At 64.0% G+C, this 21,252-nt stretch carries 14 protein-coding genes; 4 read left to right on the top strand and 10 right to left on the bottom strand.

Features of this window, described 5'->3' with window-relative positions; all coding sequences use genetic code 11:
* Window positions 1-132: 132 nt before the first annotated feature.
* The 3 genes from BMZ97_RS02790 to BMZ97_RS02780 form a co-directional block, all read right to left on the bottom strand.
* Window positions 133-948 (bottom strand): NAD-dependent epimerase/dehydratase family protein, encoded by an 816-nt coding sequence (locus BMZ97_RS02790; RefSeq protein WP_092165231.1) that lies wholly within the window; start codon window positions 946-948, stop codon window positions 133-135.
* Window positions 949-1,163: 215 nt separating this feature from the next.
* Window positions 1,164-2,933: a hydantoinase B/oxoprolinase family protein gene (locus BMZ97_RS02785; protein WP_092165229.1), complete on the bottom strand. Its 1,770-nt coding sequence runs from the start codon at window positions 2,931-2,933 to the stop codon at window positions 1,164-1,166.
* 18 nt (window positions 2,934-2,951) lie between these two features.
* Window positions 2,952-5,102, bottom strand: a complete 2,151-nt coding sequence (locus BMZ97_RS02780) for a hydantoinase/oxoprolinase family protein (RefSeq protein WP_092165227.1) — start codon at window positions 5,100-5,102, stop codon at window positions 2,952-2,954.
* Window positions 5,103-5,275: 173 nt separating this feature from the next.
* Here BMZ97_RS02780 and BMZ97_RS02775 point away from each other — a divergent pair, with 173 nt between their 5' ends.
* From BMZ97_RS02775 to ppk2, 3 genes are all read left to right on the top strand, one after another.
* Entirely contained in the window at window positions 5,276-6,175 is a 900-nt protein-coding gene (locus BMZ97_RS02775) for a LysR family transcriptional regulator (protein WP_092165225.1), read from the top strand.
* A 57-nt stretch (window positions 6,176-6,232) separates the two neighbouring features.
* Window positions 6,233-6,424 carry a hypothetical protein gene (locus tag BMZ97_RS02770; RefSeq protein ID WP_092165223.1) on the top strand — a complete coding sequence of 64 codons (192 nt, stop codon included), beginning with the start codon at window positions 6,233-6,235 and terminating at the stop codon, window positions 6,422-6,424.
* A gap of 420 nt (window positions 6,425-6,844) precedes the next feature.
* Window positions 6,845-7,744, top strand: coding sequence for a polyphosphate kinase 2 (ppk2, locus tag BMZ97_RS02765; RefSeq protein ID WP_092165221.1), 900 nt, complete (start codon window positions 6,845-6,847; stop codon window positions 7,742-7,744).
* A gap of 54 nt (window positions 7,745-7,798) precedes the next feature.
* Here ppk2 and BMZ97_RS02760 read toward each other — a convergent pair whose 3' ends face one another.
* Together BMZ97_RS02760 and BMZ97_RS02755 are read right to left on the bottom strand one after the other, a co-directional pair.
* Window positions 7,799-8,362: a GNAT family N-acetyltransferase gene (locus BMZ97_RS02760; RefSeq protein ID WP_092165218.1), complete on the bottom strand. Its 564-nt coding sequence runs from the start codon at window positions 8,360-8,362 to the stop codon at window positions 7,799-7,801.
* Window positions 8,363-8,383: 21 nt separating this feature from the next.
* Window positions 8,384-10,747 carry an Orn/Lys/Arg family decarboxylase gene (locus BMZ97_RS02755; RefSeq protein WP_092166549.1) on the bottom strand — a complete coding sequence of 788 codons (2,364 nt, stop codon included), beginning with the start codon at window positions 10,745-10,747 and terminating at the stop codon, window positions 8,384-8,386.
* A gap of 329 nt (window positions 10,748-11,076) precedes the next feature.
* On the opposite strand from BMZ97_RS02755, the gene BMZ97_RS02750 reads away from it, so the two are divergent.
* A complete protein-coding gene (locus BMZ97_RS02750; protein WP_092165216.1) occupies window positions 11,077-11,316 on the top strand; it encodes a hypothetical protein in 240 nt (79 codons plus the stop codon).
* A gap of 102 nt (window positions 11,317-11,418) precedes the next feature.
* Here the strand turns inward: BMZ97_RS02750 and BMZ97_RS02745 are convergent, their stop codons facing one another.
* From BMZ97_RS02745 to BMZ97_RS02725, 5 genes are all read right to left on the bottom strand, one after another.
* Window positions 11,419-12,828 (bottom strand): mannose-1-phosphate guanylyltransferase/mannose-6-phosphate isomerase, encoded by a 1,410-nt coding sequence (locus tag BMZ97_RS02745; RefSeq protein WP_092165214.1) that lies wholly within the window; start codon window positions 12,826-12,828, stop codon window positions 11,419-11,421.
* 200 nt (window positions 12,829-13,028) lie between these two features.
* Window positions 13,029-14,432 (bottom strand): HlyD family type I secretion periplasmic adaptor subunit, encoded by a 1,404-nt coding sequence (locus tag BMZ97_RS02740; protein ID WP_092165212.1) that lies wholly within the window; start codon window positions 14,430-14,432, stop codon window positions 13,029-13,031.
* Window positions 14,429-16,408 carry a type I secretion system permease/ATPase gene (locus tag BMZ97_RS02735; protein ID WP_175525407.1) on the bottom strand — a complete coding sequence of 660 codons (1,980 nt, stop codon included), beginning with the start codon at window positions 16,406-16,408 and terminating at the stop codon, window positions 14,429-14,431. The genes BMZ97_RS02740 and BMZ97_RS02735 overlap by 4 nt, the downstream gene beginning before the upstream one ends.
* Entirely contained in the window at window positions 16,344-18,605 is a 2,262-nt protein-coding gene (locus tag BMZ97_RS02730) for a right-handed parallel beta-helix repeat-containing protein (protein WP_092165210.1), read from the bottom strand. The genes BMZ97_RS02735 and BMZ97_RS02730 overlap by 65 nt, the downstream gene beginning before the upstream one ends.
* Window positions 18,606-19,057: 452 nt before the next feature.
* On the bottom strand, window positions 19,058-21,181 hold the full coding sequence (locus tag BMZ97_RS02725) for a GumC family protein (RefSeq protein WP_175525406.1): 2,124 nt from the start codon (window positions 21,179-21,181) through the stop codon (window positions 19,058-19,060).
* Between the last annotated feature and the right edge of the window lie 71 nt (window positions 21,182-21,252).

The raw sequence follows: 21,252 nt of genomic DNA, 5'->3' as shown, positions 1-21,252 counted from the left end.
ACTTTTGTGTTCAGACCCAACCGTCATTGCGAGAAGCGCAGCGACGAAGCAATCTAGGGGGACGTCGAGCTCTGCCGCCTCTGGATTGCTTCGCTGTGCTCGCAATGACGGATCGATGGGCTATCCGCGAGCTTAAGCCGTCGTTTCGTCGTCGGGATGGCCCATCTCGCAGAACTTGCCGCCAAGATATCGGCCGGCCGGAGATTTCGGGTCGAGAGCCGGCGCGTTGGCTTCGACTTTGGCGCGAAACGGTTCCGAACTGTCCTGCGGGCGGTAGCCGAGATGGCCGGCGCCGCTGTTGTCGACGGCCTTGACCTTGTTGTCCGAGGTGCCGAACGAGATGGTGTGGCCGACGAAGGGCGCCGTCAGCGAGGCTTCGACGAGGCGCACGCAATCGGCGAATGACAGATAGGACCACAGCATCCGGCGGTCGACGGGTTCGGGAAAGGACGAGAAGATGCGCAGGCACGCCGTCTCGATGCCGAACTTGTCCCAATAGAGCCGGCTCAGGCTTTCGACGAAGGTCTTGCCGACGCCGTACAGGCAGTCGGGGCGAACCGGCGCCTCGACCGAAATCTGGGCCCCAACCTCGTGATAGCCGATCGCATGGACCGATGACGCGTAGACGATGCGTTTGACGCCGTGTTTCCGGGCACCTTCGTAGATGTGGTAGGAGCCGCGAATACCGGCATCGAGGATGGTCTGCCACTCGCGCTCGGTCGGCGCGCCGCCGAAATGGACGATGGCGTCGCACCCTTCGGTCGCCGCGATCGTCGCCTCCATATCCGCGAGGTCGAAGATCGCCTGCTCCTCATTGGCGGCAAGCGGGCCGAGCGGCTCGCGATCGGCGACGCGGATCGTCCTGGCCAACGGCGCAAGGCCGGTGCGAAGCTGCGAGCCGAGACGGCCGGCCGCGCCGGTGATCAGGATTCGGTCGTAATGTGGCATTCGGTCCTCGCGTCGTCACAGGCTGACCGCCACACCATGCCAGCGCGGCAGCGATAGGGATCATCGGCATCCTTAGATCACGTCGCATTCGGACGGTTCCGTCAGAATGCAGGAAACATGATCGATTCTAAAAGCTTAGAGCATTGCTCTCATGTCATGACGCATCGTCATCTAGAGCAATTTCCGATCCAGCGGGATCGTTCAATTGCTCCAGGTCATTGTTTTAACGCGTTTTCTTCACGCGAACCGGCGACCACTTCGCTCGAAAACGCTCCAGCCGACGGCAGTTCGCCGCGCTTCAGTCCGGCTTCAACCGCCGCGATCTCGGCGTCGCCAAGCCCGTAATCGATTCTGGCGGTGCTGGCCGAGATGTAGCCGAGCGCAAGGTCGCGCAGAACCTCGGCGCGGCCGCGCTCGGCGGCTGGACCGTAGCCGGCGCCGCCAGGCAGCGACAGCATGACCTTGCGGCCCTCGGGAACGGCCTGGCGCCCCTTGCCTGCCATGGTCGTACCGTCGTCAAGCCGGATCTCGGTCGCAGCGCCGTCAGCGCCGCCCAGGCGTCCGCGCGGCGGATGCTTCACGCGGTCGAACATCGCCGACATGTCGAAGACATGCCCTTCGACGGCCCCAACCTCCATGAATTGACCAAGCCCGCCGCGAAAGCGGCCGGCACCGCCGGAATCAGGCCGCAGCTCCTTGCGCCAGATGATGATCGGGCCGGCATGCTCCGTCGCTTCGATCGGCATGGTCATGACGCCGGATGGGAAGGCGGTCGTGTTCATGCCGTCGAGCGTCGGGCGTGCGCCCGAGCCGCCGCAGTTGAACATCAGCACCTCGGCGCGCCTTGCCCCGGCCAGGCGCGACGCCTCCGAGGCCGGCCGGAGCGAAACCTGGAAGTTGCAGAGCGGCCCTGCCCCCTCCGCAGGAACCGTCCTTGGCAGAAGCTTGTCGAGCGCGTTGTAGACCGTATCCGGGATCAGATGGCCGATGACATGGCGCAGCGCGACCGGCGCCGGGTGCAGGGCGTTGACGATCGTGTTGTCCGGCGCGGTGATGCAGAAGGGTTCCAGTGAGGCCGCATTATTGGGGATCTCGGGCGCGATCGCACATTTCAGCGCATAGCAGGCATAGGCCTTGGAATAGACCATCGGACAGTTGATGCCCTTGGGGTCGACGCCGGAAGAGCCGGCGAAATCGACGCAAACCTCGTCCGTGCCGATCGTGACCTTGACCCTGAGCTCGATCGGTGTGGCAAAGCCATCGCTGAGCATCGAGCCCTCGGCCTCGCCGCGGGGCAGCGCGGCGATCTTCTCCAGCGTCGCCCGGCGCGAATTCTCGAGGATGAAATCTCCGACCTGCTCGAGCCCGTCGAGAGCGAATTCGTCGAGCATACCGATCAGCCGGCGATGGCCGACATCATTGCAGGTCGCGAGCGCGAAGATGTCGCCGACGACCTGATCGGGCTCGCGGATATTGCCTCGCACCAGCCTGACGAAGGGCTGGTCGACCTTGCCCTGGTCGGCGAACTTCATGATCGGGATGTAGAGGCCTTCCTCATAGACGGAGTTGGCGTCTGCCCCGAAGCCGCGCCCGCCGATGTCGACGACATGAGCCGTGCAGGCGAAGAAGCCGACATGCCGGCCCTGGTAGAAGGACGGCGTCACGACCGTGATGTCGTGAAGGTGCCCGGTCCCCATCCAGGGGTCGTTGGTGATGTAGATGTCGCCTTCAAGAATATTCGCCGGCCCGATCTCGCGGATGAAATGCGCGACAGCATCGGCCATGGCGTTGACATGGCCCGGCGTGCCGGTCACGGCCTGCGCCAGCATCAGCCCGGCCCGGTTGTAGACACCGGCCGAGAGGTCTCCGGCCTCGCGCACCGAGGTCGAGAAGGCCGTGCGGATCAAGGCCTGGGCCTGTTCCTCGACGATCGAGATCAGGCGGTTCCACATCACCTGCAGCGCAACGGTGGATAGCTGTGTCATGGATAGCTGTGTCATGGCTCAAGCCTCGACCATCTCGGCCAAGCGCGCTTTCGCAGGCTCGGATCCGTGTTTGAAGATCTCGATGCAGCCATCGCTGCGGCATGTCGCCGAGCAGCCCGTCGGCACGATGATGGTGGTTTCGTCCTCGATGATGACGCAGGGCCCCGCCGCAACCCGGCCGACCGCGATCTGCGATCGCTGGAACACGCTTGCCATCAGCCGAGCCCCATGGGCGGGATCGAAGACCTCGCGCTGCGAGATCGCCGTCAGAGGCAGCAGAGCTCCCAGGGCCTTGGCCCTCTCCGGCACCGCTTTCGCCGTGCTGGCATTGACCGCCCAGACGGTGATCTCGATATCCAGCCCCTGGACGGTCCGGGAGAACAGCTTGGCGTATTCGGCCTCGAACAGGTCCCGATAGGCATCGATCGTCGGTGCGGCGTGGCTGACGTCGATCGGAATTTCCCAGCCCTGGCCGACATAGCGCATATAGACCTTGGTCTCGACGCTGAGCGGCGCCTGCGCGTCGCAGGAGCGCACGAAGGTCGTGGCTTCGTTTTCGAGCTCCGACAGGAGACCGCGCACCGTCGACGCGTCGAATGCAGCCAGACGCATATAGAGGCTGCGCGTCGCCTCGAAGCTGAAGGGCGCCCGCAGGAAGCCGATCGCCGAGCCCACGCCTGCGCCCGGCGGCACGAGCAGGCGCTGGATGCCAAGCTTTTCGCAGAGCCGCCCGGCATGGAGCGGTGCCGCACCGCCAAAGGCAATCATCGTGTAGCCGGAGAGATCTTCGCCATTCTCGACCGCATGGACACGGGCGGCATTGGCCATGTTCTCGTCGACCACCTCGACGATGCCGAAGGCTGCGGTCTCGTCCGTCATCCCCAGCGTGTCGGCAACATTTGCCAGCACGGCCCGGCGCGATGCGGCGATGTCCAGCACCATGCTGCCGCCAGCGAAGCTGGCGGGGTCGATCTTGCCGAGCATCACATCGGCATCGGTCACCGCGGGCCTTGTTCCGCCACGGCCATAGCAGGCGGGCCCCGGCTCCGAACCGGCGCTCTCCGGGCCGACCCGGATCTGGCGCATCGAGTCGACCTGGGCGAGCGAGCCGCCGCCGGCACCGATCTCGACCATGTCGATCACGGGAATAGAGATCGGCATGCCGGAGCCCTTCTTGAAGCGGTAGCTCCGCGCCACCTCGAAAACCCGGCTGGTTTTCGGCGTCTGGTTCTTGATCAGGCAGATCTTGGCCGTGGTCCCGCCCATGTCGAAGGACAAGACACGGTCGAGGCCGAAGCGCGCCGCGACATCGGCTGCATAGATCGCCCCGCCCGCAGGTCCGGATTCGACGAGGCGGACCGGGAATTCCGCCGCCCCTTCCAGCGACATGATCCCGCCGCCCGAATGCATCAGAAAGATCGGGCAGTCGGCGCCCTCATCGGCCAGCTTCGCTGCGAGGCTGGCGAGATAGCGCTTCATCATCGGCTTGACGTAGGCGTTCGCCACCACAGTGTTGAAGCGCTCATATTCGCGCATCTGGGGCGAAACCTCGGAGGAGATCGAGACTGCAAGCCCCGGAATGCGCTCCAGCAGAACCTCGCGGACCAGCCGTTCATGCGCCGGGTCGAGATAGGAATGGATCAGGCCGACGGCGACGCTCTCATAGCCCGCTTGCGCGATCTCCTCGGCGAGGCGCACGACATCTTCACGCAACAGCGGGATGAGCGTCGCGCCATTGGCGCCAATGCGCTCGCGCAGCGTATAGCGCCGGTTACGCGGCAGCAGGGGCTGGGGCAGCGTCAGGTTGAGGTCGTATTGCTCGAACCGGCTCTCCGTGCGCATCTCGATCACATCGCGGAAGCCTTCCGTCGTGATCAGAGCCGTCTTCGCGCCGCGACGTTCGATCAGCGCGTTGGTCGCGAGCGTCGTGCCGTGGATGATCCGGCCGATCGCGGCGGGGGGCACGCCTGCCTTCGCGCAGACGCGGTGCATGCCCTCGATGATGGCGCGCTCGGGCGCGTCATAGGTCGTCAGCACCTTGGCCGAAAAGGTCTCGCCACCGATCTCCAGCACGACGTCGGTGAAGGTGCCGCCGATATCGGCGCCGAGATTGCCATGAGACGATGTATCTCGGGACGATGTACTTTGGGACGATGCAACACCGCTCACGGAAAGCCACCTTTCAATGCATCTCGGAGAGCCCGGCGATGCTGCCGGCCCATCCTGACCGGTGAAAAGATGGCTGCGATCGACAATCACGTCTAATTATTTGATTATCTTGAGATGATAGAAAATATCTATCCTGCGACGCCTGACAGAGGCGACGCAGGCCGGGTGGGGCCATGCAGATCACGCTCAAACAGATCGAGACCTTCGTCCGGCTGGCCTCGCTTCGGAATTTCCGCCGTGTCGCCGAGCAGATGAATACGACCCAGCCGAATATTTCGGCGCGCATTTCGGCGCTTGAAAGGGTCCTCAACCAACGCCTGTTCGAACGCGACGCGGGCTCTGTCGTGCTCACCGATCAGGGCCAGGCCTTGCTTCCCTTGGCAGCAAAGGCGCTCGAGGCGACCGAGGCGCTGCTCCAGGCGGGCGACACGACAAGCCGGCAATCCGTCATGCGGCTCGGGGTCGCGGAAACCGTCGCCCAGACCTGGCTCCATCGCTTCCTGCGCGAGATGGCCGTCCGCTTCCCCAACGTCGTCGTCGAATTGAGCGTTGACCTCACCTTCAACCTCCAGCGCAATCTCATCGACGGCTCGCTCGACATAGCCTTCCTTAACGGACCGGTCTCTGACCTCTCGGTCGCCAATCTGCCGCTGGGAACGGTTGCGCTGCCATGGGTGGCCGCACCCCGCTTCGCGGCAGCCCTGCCCGACCCTGCCGGGGCCGATGACCTCGCCCGGTTTCCCATTCTCACACATGCGAAGAATACGCGGCCCTATGCCGAGGTCGTCGACTATTTCAAGCGCAACAGCAGCCGGCTCAGCCGCCCGGTCTCATCCAGCAATCTGGCGGCCTGTCTGAACATGACGTTGGACGGTCTGGGCATCGCGACCTTGCCGTCGCCGCTGGTGGAGCGCTTCCTTGAATCCGGCGAACTCGTCGCCCTCAACTGCGATTGGGTTCCCACGCCGATGAATTTCACCGCGTCCTATGTCACGATGCCGGCGCGACCGGTCATCGAGGCGGCGGCAAGTCTCGCGGTCGAGGTCGTCGACTGGAAGCCGAACGCTGCTTGAGGAGCCCAATCAAGATCGCTCCGCAGACAATGTGATCAAACCCGAAAGGACGAGCCCATGCCTGACGCCGCCACCCTCGCCGAACTCGATGAGCGCATCGCCATCGCCCGCGCCAACCTCGCAGAACTGATGGAACAAGCGTCTGCCTTTTCAGGCGCTGCCGACGAAGACCGCAACGCGGACCGCATCAACGAGCAGCAGGACATACTCGACGCCCTCCTCAAGCAACGCGCGGCGCTCGCGCAATAGATGTCTGTCCGCCATGCGGGGCCGATAGCGCCGAAGCCCCGATCGATCGATGGACATCGGCTAACCGCTCGCGCCCTGGCCTCTCGGATCGAGCCGTTCTGATCGAATCCGGCGTGTCGGCGCAGCTGCGGCTCTGTCATACCGCACAGGCCATTGGGCAGGATCGATCGCCCTGCCACCCGGGCATCAAAGCCGTGCCGCCTCCCCGCGAGACGCGCATGCCCGTCACCTTCATCGTCACGTCATTTGCGCCGACGAGATTGCCGCCATGGGAGATTGGAGGACGTCAGTCCGCAGCGCGAGATTCAGCTTCCGAGCCTGCGTCTCGTCGCGGTCTTTACGATCGCGGCGCCACAGCGTGCCCACCCATCTCCGAAATCGCCGATCATCTTCTAAAAGCCGATTTAAAGGTCCGCATTCATGACGAACGATCTGGAGCGCATTAAAGCCGAAATCGCAGACAGCTTCGACGAAGAACTCGAGATGCAGCTCGAGGAGGACCGGCTCGACGAACTCGTCTCCGAAGGTATGGCTCCGACGGGCGCAACGCTGGACCGCAAGGTTTATTTCAGGGAACTGTTCCGGTTACAGCATGAGCTCGTGCGGCTTCAGGACTGGATCCAGTACAAGAAGCTCAAGGTCGTCGTTCTTTTCGAGGGACGTGACTCGGCTGGCAAGGGCGGCGTGATCAAGCGCGTCACGCAGCGGCTCAATCCGCGGATCTGCCGCGTCGTCGCCCTGCCGGCGCCCAGCGAGCGCGAACGCCATCAATGGTACTTTCAACGCTATGTGCAGCACCTGCCCACGGCCGGCGAAATGGTGCTGTTTGACCGCAGCTGGTACAACCGCGCCGGCGTCGAGCGCGTCATGGGCTTCTGCACGCCCGCTGAACTCGACGAGTTCTTCCGCTCGGTTCCGGATTTCGAGCATATGCTCGTGCGTTCCGGCATCATCCTGATCAAATACTGGTTCTCGATCACCGATGAAGAGCAGGAATTCCGCTTCCGCATGCGGATCGAGGATCCCCTGAAGCAATGGAAGCTCTCGCCCATGGATATGGAGAGCCGCGTCCACTGGGAGGACTACACACGCGCAAAGGAGGACATGCTCGCCCGCACCCATACGGAGACGGCCCCGTGGTGGGTCGTTCAGGCAGTCGACAAAAAGCGGGCGCGGCTTAACTGCATCACCCATCTGCTCGGCCAGATCCCGTATGAGAGCGTGCCGAAATCGGACATCATCCTGCCCGAGCGCGTGCGCAATTCGGATTATTCCCGGCACCCCGTGCCGCCCGAACTCTACGTCCCGGAGCTGTACTGAGGCTGCTCGGCTGAAGCGCCCCTCCTCCGGCCGCGTGAGCACCAATCCAAGTGTTCAGGAGGCCGGAGGAAGCCCATTTGTCGCAACCGGCGCCGTAGCCCCGGCGCCAAGCGATCTCTGCACCATCACGCTGTCGGACCATTTGCCGTAGCGATAGGCGACGCCAGGCAGGAGGCCGACCCTGGCGAAGCCGAACCGCTCGTGAAGCGCCAGCGAAGCGGCGTTCTCGGCATCGATATAGCCGATCATCTGACGAAACCCGGCAGCCGCACAGGAATCGATCAGCGCCTGAAGCAGCGATCGCCCGATCCCCCGCCCGAGATGGTCGTGGTGAACATAGATCGAGTGCTTGACCGTGTAGCGATAGGCTGGGCGCTTGCGGAACAGCACGACATAGGCATAGCCGACGACCTCGCCACCGAGCGTCGCCACCAGATGCGGCAGCCGACGGCTGCGCAGATTCTTGCGCCGGTCGCGCAGGTCGTCGGGCTGGGGCGTGCCGGTGTCCTCGACGCCGGCCTCGATGCCGCGCCGGATATGGCGGCGATAGATCGCCAGCATGGGCTCGACATCGCTATCACGCGACGGGCGGATGGTGATCGGGACTTGGCTCTCCATGGCGCGTCGCTACCTTTAGACTTAAGCCTGTTCGCCGACGACATAGGTGTGGAGCCGCACCCGTCCGGCTGCATTGACCTCGCGATAGACGCCCTGGATCTCGACGTCGAAGCCAGGGAAGGCGTTGAAGCTCGCCTCGAACATCTTGAGATAGTCGATCATGGGCTGGGCTCGCTCGGTCAGGCGCTCGCCGGGGACGATCGTCGCGATCCCGGGCGGATAGACCACGAAGGGCGTCGTGGCGATGCGCCCGGCGATGGCGTCGATAGGCAGGTAGTCGACATCGTTGCGCACGAGGCAGCGCGCAGCGTCATGGGGCGACATGGCGATCTCTGGCAGATGTTCGGCTGAGAACTGCCTAGCCTGCAACGCGCTGACATCAGCCTCGCGGAAGAAGCGGTGCATCTGGCCGCAGAGATCGCGAAGCCGGACACCGTCATAGCGTGCAGGCCGGCGCCGGTAGAATTCCGGGATCGCATCTTCCAGCAAGGCATTGTCGTCGTGCAGCTTCTTGAAGGCGACGAGCCCGCTGATCAACGTGCCGGCCTTGCTGGCTTCGACGCCCGGCGTCAGCAGGAAGAGCAGCGAGTTAAGGTCGTTCTTCTCGGCGACGATCCGGTTCTCGCGCAGGAACTGGGCGACGACCGGCGCCGGTATGCCATGTTCGGCATAGCCGCCCGTGGCGCGGTCGAAGCCCGGCGTCAGCAGCGTCAGCTTGTTGGGGTCGGTCATGGCGAAGCCCGGCTCCAGGCCGGAGAAGCCATGCCAGGCGGCGCCCGGAGCGAGCTGCCAATAGGAGGGGTCGCTGGCAAGCTGGTCGGTGCCGACCGTCTCCCAGGCGACGTCATGGACCGCCCCCTCGCGCGACGCGTCGGGGATCGTCACACGGTCGGGCACAAAGGGCTCGAAGAACCAGCGCCGCTCCGGCAGGATTTCCTTCTCCTCGAATTCGCGCCGCACGGCGCGGATCTTCTTGCGCAGCTCGATGCCGAGCCGGATCGTGTCATCCCAGAGCACTTCGCCGGAGCGCCCCTTCATCATCTGCGCGCCGACGTCGAGCGAGGCGAAGAGCGGATAGAAAGGCGAGGTCGAGGCATATTGCATGAAGCTCTCATTGAAGCGCCGATGCTCGACGCGGCGCTTCTGGCCGCGGATATGCCGGTCCTTCATGTGGATCTGCGAGGCCTGGGAGAAGCTCGCCAGCTGCTTATGCGTCGACTGCGTCGCGATGATGCCGGGTGAGTCCGGCCCCAGATCGGCAAGCCCCATGGCGAAGCGCCCGGCATAGAGCGGGTGGAACTTCATGAAGCCGGCCCAGGCCTCATCAAACAGGATGTAGTCGCAGAGATGGCCGATGCGCTTCAGGATCATCTGGGCGCTGTGGATCGTGCCGTCATAGGTGCATTGCTCGACCACGGCGACGCGGAACGGGCGCGGTTTTTGCCAGGCGTCAGGGTCCTTGACCAGCGGATGCGTCCGGATGCGCTCGCGCAGCGCCTCCTCGTCGAAGGCGTCCCAGCGCATCGGGCCGATCAGCCCCCAGGCGTTGCGGATCGTCGGCAGATAGACCGGAACGCCGCCACCGATCATCAGGGCGCCATGATGGGCCGCCTTGTGGTTGTTGCGGTCGAACAGGACAAGATCGCCATCGGTCACGAGCGCCGCCAGCGCCACCTTGTTGGAGGTCGAGGTGCCGTTGAGGACGAAATAGGTCTTCTCCGCCCCGAAAATCTGGGCCGCCTCCTTCTGCGCCTTCAGAGCCGGCCCCTCATGGGTCAGGAGATCGCCGAGATCGAGCACGGAATTGTCGAGGTCGTCGCGGAAGACGGCCTCGCCGAGATGCTCCATGAAGACCCGGCCGATGGGGCTGCGGCTGTAGAACACGCCGCCATTGTGCCCAGGGCAGGTCCAGAGATGATTGCCCTCCTCGGCATAGTCGACGAGCGCACCGAAGAAGGGCGTCTTCAGCGTCTCGGCATATTGCTTCAAGCGGCTGATCAGGCTTTTTGCGATGAAGGGCGGCGTCTCCTCGGACAGGAAGATATAGCCGTCGATGAAGTCGAGCACCTCGACGGGCAAATCCTCGAAGCGCTTGCGGCGGATCAGCAGGATGATGGGGAAGTCGAGCCCGCGGCGGCGCATCAGATTGATCAGGGCCGCCGTCTTGCCCTCAAGGCCCTTCTTGCCCCAGTCGACGACCATGCAGCCGATGGCGGCATCGGTCTGCACAGCGATCTCGGCGTCTTCGAGCTTGCGAGCCTTCACGACCTCGAAGCCGGATCGCTCGATCTCATCGACGATCTGGTTGAACCTTATGCCTTCGAGATCCTCTGCGTCGAAACTCGGCGTCGCAAACAAAAAGGTGAAGCGCCTGAAATAGTCCATGTCTGCTCCGCTGGCTGGATCCCCGAAGATGTCGGCGAGTTCCATGACAGTCCGGCGACCAGATCACGTCGCATTCGGACGGAACCGTCCGAATGCGAAAGAACGTGATCGATTCTAACAGTTTAGAGCATTGCTCTAGCGAAAAACCGGTACCCACTTTTTCGCGCAATGCTCTATCGCCCTCACTTTGTGACGACGTCGATCGAGCAGATTGGGACTGCCTTGACGATCGACAACATCGAAGGCTAGCTCCCAAAGCGACCGTTCGACTGAGTTGTCGCGCGGCGGCAGCACGGTCTTCCTCAACCGCTGCGCGCCGGGCTAGTAGCATGAAGGGCTCCGACATGCCGTCCAAGCGCAAAAGCTTGAATGCGACGCTGCTTCGGCTCACCCATCATTATTCGGATGCGAAGGACCTGTTCAACGCAGTTCGCGTCGAGCATCCCGAGGCCTCGAAAAAGGACATCGTGCTGGCCGCGCTCGCGGTGATGATCGATCGGTGCGAAACCGACAGGCCAGCGGCGCGCAAACTCCACCGGCTTGCCTTGCAGCGACGTGGCGAAGAGTAGTTTCAGGTGGACCGCATTTAGCTTGCCGGTCACCTCGCAGAAGGCAAGAGCCCGCACAGGACAGAAGTCCCAGGGCTCAGCCTCAGCCCCAGGCCCCTCACCTTAGCATCGCTTGTAAATATCCTCGATGCGGATGATGTCGTCTTCGCCAAGATAGGAACCGACCTGGACTTCGATGATATCGAGCGGGATCTTGCCGGGATTCGCCATGCGGTGGACGCAGCCGATCGGCAGGTAGATCGACTCGTTTTCGTGCACGATGATGGTTTCGTCATCGCGCGTGACTTCGGCCGTCCCGCGCACCACGACCCAGTGCTCGGCTCGGTGGTAGTGCTTCTGGAGGGACAGGACTCCGCCAGGCTTGACTGTGATGCGCTTGACCTGGTGACGCGTATCGAGATCGATCGAAAGGTATTTGCCCCAGGGCCGGTGGATTTCGCGATGGCTGCCGGCTTCCGGCTCGCCATTTGCCGTGAGCAGAGCAACGACGTCGGTCACTTTTCCGGCCATCGCCTTCGGCACCACCAAGATGGAATCGCGCGTCGCGATGACGGCGATGTCATCGACGCCCACGACAGCCAGAAGAGCGTCCTCGGAGCGCAGCAGGTTGTTGGCACCATCGAACACATAGCCGCGCCCTTCGACGACATTGCCGTTCGCCCCCTTCTCGGAAAGCTCCCAGACCGCGGACCAGCACCCGACATCCGACCAGCCGAACTGCCCGGCGATCACGGATGCCTTCTGCGTTCGCTCCATGATGGCGGTGATCGAAACCTTCGGCACCTCGGCGAAAGCGAGAGGCTCGAGCGTCAGGAATCCGAGGTCGCGACCGCCCTTCGCAACGGCCTCGCCGGCGGACGCCATGACATCGGCTTCGAAAGTCTCGAGTTCGGCGCGCATCGTCGCCGCATTGAAAATGAGGTTGCCCGAATTCCAGAGATAGCCGTCCGTGAGATAGCGCGCCGCCTGCACGGCATCGGAGGCCTCGACGAAGGCCTCGACCCGATGCGCGCCGTCCGTGATCTCCGAGCCGGGGCGGATATAGCCGTAGCGCGTTGCAGGATAGGCCGGGGGTATCCCGATCGTCACGATACCATCTTGCGCCGCAACGACGGCCGCCCTGGCGCAGGTCTCGACGAAAAGCCTGCCGTCCTGCACGACATGGTCGGCGGCGAAGACCCCGACGAGCGCAGCGCCATCGCGCGCAAGGCCGAGCTCGACCGCAATCGCCACAGCGGCAGCCGAGCCGCGACAGACGGGCTCGACCACAATCTCGGCCTTCACGCCGATTACCTGCAGCTGATCGGCGACGGTGAAACGGTGTTCCGCGCTGGCAATGACAATGAGCCTGTCAAAGACTGTCGCGTCGGACAGGAGTTTTGCCGTGCGTTGAAAAGCGGAATCCCGGCCAAAGAGCGGGATGAACTGCTTGGGCATCGAGTCGCGAGAGACAGGCCACAGACCAATGCCGGCCCCTTCGCACATCACAACAGGAATGATCTTCGGATGCATGCCGATCAGCTCCTCGGAGACGCTGATCTAGCACGGCGCATTTCCGGCAATAGCCCCGATTCGGTCGTACCCTGTTTTGGCTCGCGCTACCCTGTTTGCGTCGTGCATGCCGCGCGCGCAGTCAGCCGTATATGGCCCGGGCCGCGCCGAACAAACCGGTCCTGCTGCCCCATGAGCGCACTCGGCCCCGCGGCTCGGACTCATTCCTCCCTGAAGGCCGAACGCATGGAATCCCGCAATGGCTGCATCAGATAGGCCAGGGCCGTTCGTTCACCGGTCGGGACGAAGACATCGGCCGGCATGCCCGGCTTGAGCTTGGCGCGGATCTTCGGAGGGAAGCCCGATGCCGAAATGCTGACGCGCAGCTCATAGGCCATCTGCTGCGAGACCTCGTCGCGCTGCGTATCGGCTGCGACGGATTTGACCTCGCCAACCGTGAAGGGCGTCGCGCGGCCCTTGAACGAGGGCAGGCGCACCTCCGCAGCCATGCCCGGGCGAAGGTTGTTCACGTCCAGGGGCGAAATCTTGGCGGTGACGACGAGCTCATCGTCCTGCGGCACGATTTCCATCATGGTCTCGCCCGGCTTGACCACCGCTCCCACCGTATGGACCTTCGAGGCGACGACCCGCCCGGCGCGCGGCGCGCGAACCTCCGCACGCGCCAGCACATCCTCGGCCATCCGCAGCTTTTCGCGCGCATCGGCGAGCTTCACCCGGCATTCCGCGACCTTCGTCGAGGCCTCCTCGGCAGCGCGGAAACCGATTTGGCTCGTCTGCAGCCGGATTTCGTCGTTGGCGACGGAGAGGCGCATCAAATCGGCCTCCAGCGACCCGATCCGACCCTGAAACTCCGTCAACGACCGGCGCAACGGGTTGATGCGCGTTGCCGCGATGTAGCCCTGATCGGCCAGAGGCTGCAGCTTGGCGAGCTCGTCCTTGATGCTGGCCGCCTGGGTGACGGCGGAATCGCGCTGTGCCTCGGTCGAGTCGCGCTGTTTTTGGGACTGCGACAGCCGTTCGCCCAGAATGGAGACTTCGAGCTTCTGGGCCGAAGCCCGCTCCTTGAAGAGCCGTTCCTGGTCGAGAATGATACGGCGCACCTCTCCGGTCTCCGCAGCATCGGTCAGCTCTTTTGGAAAGACGATGTGATCGAGCCGGTCGATCTGGGCCGCATACCGCGCCTCCTCGCCCAATGCCTGCAGCACACCCAACTGCGCCACGCTGCGTTGCGCGGCCGCATGCGTCGTATCGAGCCTGAGCAGGATCTCGCCGGATCGAACCTCCGAGCCGTCGCGTGCGACGATGGCCTCGACCAACCCCCCTTCTAGATGTTGAACCGCCTTGCGGTCGCTTTCCACGACAACGCTGCCATGGGCGACGACGGCGCTGTCGAGGCGAGCGGTCACCGACCAGAGCCCGCCCACACCCAGCACGACGGCAACGACGATGTAGCCCTTCCGGACCGGCGCGCGCCAGTCGCCGCCGCCCTCGACAGGGAGCCCGGCCTGCGGAAAGCGAGGCGTCAGGACGGCAAGCGCTGGCTCAAGGCGCTGGCGCCAGGCCGCAAGGTCGAACCAGGCTGCAAAATTGAATGCGAATTTCATCGCCGACCCCACCTTGCCACCGAAACCGGCTCGCCGCCCCGCGGCTGAACGCGCTGTGGCGGCTGAACGCGCGCCCCGGCGCCGGGCTGCAGCAGCACCGGCAGGATTTCATCGCGCAAGCCGACCCTGACGGCTTGGCCCTTCTGCATGAGAATGATCTTGTCGACCTGCGACAGGAGCTGCGGGCGGTGCGTGATCACGACGACGATCGCGCCCGCGGCGCGCAGGCCCGACAATGCGCGACCGAGCGCAGCATCGCCATCCATATCCAGATTGGCGTTAGGCTCGTCGAGCACGACCAGCGCGGGCTGACCATAAAGCGCTCGCGCCAGGCCGATCCGCTGCCGCTGCCCTCCGGAGAGGGTCGCGCCGTCGTCACCGATCTGCGTCGAATACCCGTCCGGGAAGCTCTGGATAAGGTCGTGCGCCGAGCCGGCGGAAGCGGCAGCGACGGCCGCCTCGTCCGTGGCGGAGGGATCGAAGCGGGTGACGTTGTCGCGCACGCTTCCGGCGAACAGCTCGACATCCTGCGGGAGGTAGCCAAGGACGCGACCGCGTTGCTCTTCGGAAAAGTGGCTGATGTCGGTGCCGTCGAGGCGGACGACGCCTTGAGCGGGCTGCCAGACGCCGACCAGCGCCCGAGCGAGCGAGGATTTGCCGGAACCGGTCAGCCCGATGACCGCCGCGATCTCGCCGGGCTCCACCTCGAACGAGACATTGTGCAGAAGCAACGCCTGCCCGTTTGGAGCGCGCACGCTCAACCCCTCGACGCGCAGCGACCCGGCCGGATGCGGCAGCGTCATGCCTCGGCGGTCGGACGGCGTCTTCAAGGCCGCCCCCAGCCGCCGGAAGGCACTGCGGGCAGACACGAAACTCTTCCACTGACCAACGGCGCCCTCGATGGGGGCAAGGGCCCGTCCCATGATCAGGGATGCGGCGAAGATCACGCCTGCCGCGATGTCCTGATGGATGGCGAGATAAGCTCCGACGCCCAGCACGGCGCATTGGAGCGCGAGCCGCAACAGCTTGGTGACCGCCAGCAGCGTTCCGCCCCGGTTGGCCGCCAGCGTATGATGTTCGAGAGCTCGCTCGTGCTGGGCCTGCCACTCGCCGCGGATCGCCCGGCCCATCCCCAATGCCTTGATGACTTCGGCATTCCTAAGGGACGCGGCGAGGCGTTCGCTCGCCTTGTGGCCGAGATCCGATGCGCGAACCAGGGAATTCTTGGTCATGCGCTCGTTCAGCAGGGCCACGCCCAGGATTGCGACCGCTCCAACCGTGGCGACGACGCCGATCGCCGGATGGAGGACGAAGCAGAGCGCAAGATAGATCGGGACCCAAGGCGCATCCATGAGAGCCGGCACGAGGCTGCCCGACAGCGTGGCGCGCAAGGTTTCCACGTCACGAATGGGCACGACCTGCTGCGAGCCCTTCGCCTCCAATGCGCCGCGAAAAGCAGCCTCGAAAGCCGGCTCGGACAGCGCCCGATCCACGCATAAACCAAGCTGAACGAGCGCGCGGCTGCGGAAATGCTCGAGTGCGGCATAAGCTGCAAACAGGACAAGCACGATCAGCGACAGCATGACCAGCGTCGTGCCGTTCCGGCTTGTCAGCACCCGATCATAGATCTGCATCGTATAGATCGGGGACACGAAGACGAACAGGTTGAGCACGAAGGACAGCCCGAAAAGCGAAGCGAATGCGGGCGTCAGACTGCGGACCGTTTGCGAGAGCATAGACTTTGGATTCCTGACTTTGGATTCCTGGGAGTGATCGCGAAGCTCCGGCGAACGGAACCATGCGGATGCCTGCCCGACAGGCGATGAATGAGCGCCGGCCAGGATCAACCTGGAAAGGTCGCCCCGGCTCCAACCGTGGAGCCGGGGCGACATGGGCTCGGCCCGCGACCTATTAGTGCCAGTGCCAGTGCGAGGACTGGTGGTGGTCGCTGTTGTCCTGGAGGCGCGCGGCGACATCATGGAGCCAGTTGCCGCCAGCGCTGTGGTCGCCCCCTGAGACATGATGGCTACCCGGGTCAGACGGGGCCGCCGGGACCGAGGGCACAACCGGCGTGGTGACCGCCGGGGGCGTTACGACCGCGGGGATAGAAATGACGTCCGGGCTGCCGGTCGGGCTGGTGGTCGGCGGCTCGACAGTCGACGGTGCAGGCTCCGCCGTGACCGGAGGCGTTTCTGCGACATGCGTCGTCGGGTCCGCCGTGACCGGCGTCGTCGGATCGACTGCCGCCGGCGTCGTTGGATCGACCGTGACCGGCGGCGTTTCGCCGGTGGCCGGAGTAGTCACCGGCGTGTCTGTGACCGGCACGGAAGCCGCAATCGTGGCTCCGGCAGACCCGAACGCGGCCGATTCGATGCCGTGCGATTGCGCGACCGATCCAGCGGTAAAGCTGTAGTCGCCATGTGCGGCATCGACGAAGCCGCCCTGCGTCGTCTCGACACTGCCGGCATCGCCGCCGCTATGCTGAAAGCCCGAGAGCGAGACATCGGCCACCGTCAACACCGCGCCATTGGGGTTGTAATAGACATTGTCGTGGATCAGGTGCGGGTCCGTCTGATCGGTGTCGATCGTGTTGCTACCGTCCCCCGAGACCTGAATGAAGTTCTGATGGGTCTCGTTTCCGGAGATCGTGTAGCCATCGACGCCGATGGTTGCGATGCCGTATTTCGCGTTGTCCAGCAGCGTGTTGTCGTGGATCTGGTTGTTCGATCCGCCATGGATGAGAATGCCGCTGAAGGCCGTTCCCTGAACGAAATTGCCGTATATCTGCGCGTTGCTGGCAAGGTTGTCGAGATAGATGCCGGAGCTCATGTCGTTGCCGGCCACAAATCCTCCGGCATGCGTGTTCAGGCCGCCAGTGTCGACGATGTGGTTGTATCGGATCGTATCCCCCAGCGCGCCGGGATCCTGTTGCGAGAACAGGTAGATGGCGCCGACATCGGGCGTCTGCTGACCGGAATGGCGGATATCGTTGTATTCGATGACGTTTCCGCCCGAGACCTGGCCGGGGTCGTAATTGACTTCCGAAATCCCGAAGCGCGGCACATTGGTGATCGTGTTGTGATCGATCTGATTGTGTGCCGATTCCTGCATGTCGATCGAGCCAAATTGAACGAAGGCCTCGTTCGAATGATCGATCGCGTTATTCGAAATGTGGTTGCCGCTGGTCCCAGGGGCCAACGCGATTGCGCTAGACCAGATATGCTCGAAGTTATTGTTCGAGATCAGGTTTCCGCTGCTGTCGCCATGCAGCACCACGCCAATGCCGACATTGACGAAGTGGTTCGATTGCACCGTCAATCCGGTTGCGTCGTGCACCTCGATCGCCGCAGTGGCGGGGTCGCCTGCAACTGCAGCCGTATCGGTCAAGGTCAGGCCCTTGATGCTCACATCCTTGGCGCCATCGACAACGAACAAGCTGTGATCATTTGAGACCACGGCCCCCTGGCCGTCGAAGCCTGCCGGAGCCTTGAACAGCACGGTGTGCGTCTGGCTGTCGAACGACCATTCGCCGACGCTGTCGGGCGTCTTCTCCGAAACGTAGAACCGACTCGCCGGGCCCAGATCGTAATTGGCCGCGGTGGTGAAGGTCATCACGTTGCCCTTGATGGACGCGATGGTCAGGTGGTCGTTGGCGTAGCCGTTCTCCGAAAAGACCGTGACCGTCTCGCCGATCTGCGGCGCATGACCGGCGGGGAAATCCGACGGGTTGAAGGCAAGCGATTTGCTGGGATCGGACCCGCTGGGCAGTGCCTGCCCCCATAGCCAACCGCCGCGGATGGGATCGCTGGTATCGACATTGGGAAAGCGGCTCTGGACCTGCTGGACGCCGTTGACCGTGAGCTGCAGGACCTGGGCATCGTCGACATGGGCCGACCAGATGCCATTCGCGCCTTGCGTCCAGCCGGTCACCGGCGTGCCGCCGCTGACCACGGCGTCTTGCCCGGCCATGCCCACGAAGGACGAGCCGGAATCGGCGGATGTCAGGTGAAGAGGAGTGTCGAGATGATAGGTACCTCCGGCGAGGTAGGTCGTGTCGGCGCCGGCGCTTTGCCGCATAGCCTCCTGAGCACGTTCCAAAGTCGCGAAGGCTGACGATGCATCAAGTCCGGAATTGTTGTCATTTCCCGTTGAGGAAACGTAGAAATTAGCCATAAAGGGGTTCCTTTCAAGGCGAGAACGCTATTGGCGTGGTCTCGCCTCCTAGATACCCCGGGATGGCAAGGCTATTCTACCCAGAAAGGCGAATTTATATCGTAGAGAATTAGTACGTCAGTACTAATTGTTCAAAATTGGCACACTATATCAACGCGCTGCATCTTACAGAATTATCCCCCATCCTGTGGATGGAGAAGGCTCTGCCGCGCTGGAATGGCAAACCGTCAGATGGTGGTCGCAGATCTGGGGGCCCGCCGCCAGGCGTTCGACGTAGTTCCGGAAGGCGGCGAGAGTCGCGACAGGTCGCCCGCAGCGATCGCAGGTCACGAGCCCCTGGCCAGACAGGTCGCGCGGCAGCGAAACCGCAGGCGAACCACAGCCCTGACAGCTGAACTCCGCGGCTGCCGGCAAGGCTGGCAAGGGCGGAGCGGGGTGAGGCGAGCGCCTGCTCATGCCGAAGCCTGATAGAAGGATTTGTAGTCCCGGTAGATCTGACCGCGATCGGAAGCGTTGTAGCGCCCCTGCTCCTCGAGATCGACGCAATTGAGCACGATGCCCCCGACATCCAACCCCAGCCGGGCGAGATGATCGAGCGTCGTCGCGACAGTCGTCTTGCGCGTATCGTTCCATTTGACGACATGCAGCACCGTGTCGGCGTGCTCGCGCAGCAATGCGCTGTCGGCCGAAAGCAGGACTGGCGCGACCTCGAACAGGATGATGTCGTACCTCGCCCGCGCCTCGCGCAGCATCGCCTCGAACGCCGGATTCGAGTAGACGTTCTGGCCGTCCCGTAGGCCGGACGCTCGCCGGACTGTCGCGACGGGTGTCCCACCCGCGGCGCTGACATCGCCAGCCTGAGGGAGGCATTGGTCGAGCAGGGCTTCGTGCGGGAAGTTTTCGCCGAGCAGCAAGCGCCGGGGCGAGCCATCCACCACCAGAACCCGCTGCCCCATCTTCGCGAGCACGCGGGCCATCGCCGAGGCGACGAAGGACTTGCCCTCGCCTGGCGCCGAAGACGTGATCAGCACGACCTTCGGCGGGTTGGTCGGAGGGAACAAACTGGCCACCGTCGATCGCACCGCTTCGGCGAAGACGAGACTTTCCAAACCGCCCGGATAGTGCTCGAGATTGGGAAGAAGGCCGACGCAGTTGACGCGGGTCTCTGCCGCGAACTCGTTCTCGCTGCGGAAACCGCGGTCGCGCTTCTCCAACGCATAGGAGAGCGATCCCCCGGCGGCAAGCCCGCCCATCAAAGCGAGGCCGAGCACGAGCGCGGGGCTGGCGGAAGCCGGCAGCGAGGGAACTTCAGCGGGCGCCAGGATTTGCGCCACGACAGGCCTCAACTCGCTCACGGCGCTGGACTGCTGCTGTGCGTCCGAGAGCTGCTTCAGCCGATCGCGCGCGGCGGTCGCCTCGGCCTGCAGGGTTTTCAGCTGGCCTTCCAGTCCTCTGGACTCAATGGATTTCGTCTGGAGCGCTGCGACGCGCTGCGTCAGCGCAGCCTCGGCGGCGCGGGCAGCCTGAACATCGGTTTCGATATTGGCGACCGACTGCGCCAGCTGCTTTTTGAGCCGCTCCTGCACCGATGCGAGCGTCAGCTTGAGCCGGGCGACCGCAGGGTGGCGATCACCGGCCGAACTGACCATCTCGTCCAGGGCCCTGCGCGCCTTTCCTTCCTCGTCCAGAAGCGCCTGAACGACCGGAGACCCGCCGAGATCCGTCGCCTGCGGCACATTGCCGGCAGCAAGCGATACCTGCGCGCGGTTCAGGCGCGTCTCCTCCCCAAGGCGCGCGACCGAGGCGGCATTGAGCTGGGCCAGCATGTCGCGAAGCTGCTGCTGCTGCATGTCTGCCCCGTCCTGGCCGAGCTCGACGAAGCCGGTCCGGACACGGAAGTCCTCGATCTCCTTGTCGATCCTGACGAGATTGGCGCGCGCCTCCTGCGCCTGCAGTCCAAACCACTGGCTGGAGCGCTGCGAGGCGCTTGCAGTGGCCTCCATTTTCCGCCGCAGATATTCAAGGCCAAAGGCATTGACGATGCGCGCGGCGCGATCGGGGTCGGTGTCCTGATATTTAAGGGTGATCAGATAGGCTTTCGCATCGTTGCTGACCGTCAGCGACGACAGCAATCTCTGCGCGACGATGTCGCGCCTCGCCGGCACGGTCATGGGGCCTGCGCCACCAAGCCCCAGAAACTCCCGGATGCGGTTGCGAACCGGCGAAGAAAAGATCAGCTCGGCTGCGCCCGCCACAAGGCCGGACAGGGACGAAGCCGGCTTCTCGGGCTCGCTATCGAGCCCCATGCGCGACGCGACGGCGCGCGCCGTCGCAAGCGAGCGGATGATCCGCGCCTCGCTTTCGACGAGCGTGGAGGCATCGAGCGCGACGCTGCTCGATTTGCCGCCTCCATGCGGGGCGTCCTCGCGCGTGAAGTCGAACTGCAGCACCAGATCGGCCGCATAGCGTGGCGGCATGATCATCGTGGCCAAAGCTGCAAGCAGCATGCTGCCGCAGGCCGTCGACAGGATCAGCGCGCGTCGCTGCCAAAGCATGGCGAGAACATTGAAGCTCACGGCATCATAGTGGCTGGACAACATCGCCGGCTGGCGAGGGCCTCGCATTTCGCTGAAGAAATCCATGATGG

Origin of the sequence: Allobosea sp. OK403 (assembly GCF_900113835.1) — a bacterium.
Lineage (GTDB): Bacteria > Pseudomonadota > Alphaproteobacteria > Rhizobiales > Beijerinckiaceae > Allobosea.
Note: the sequence above shows the minus strand (reverse complement) of the source record. Positions and strands in the feature narration are given on the sequence as shown.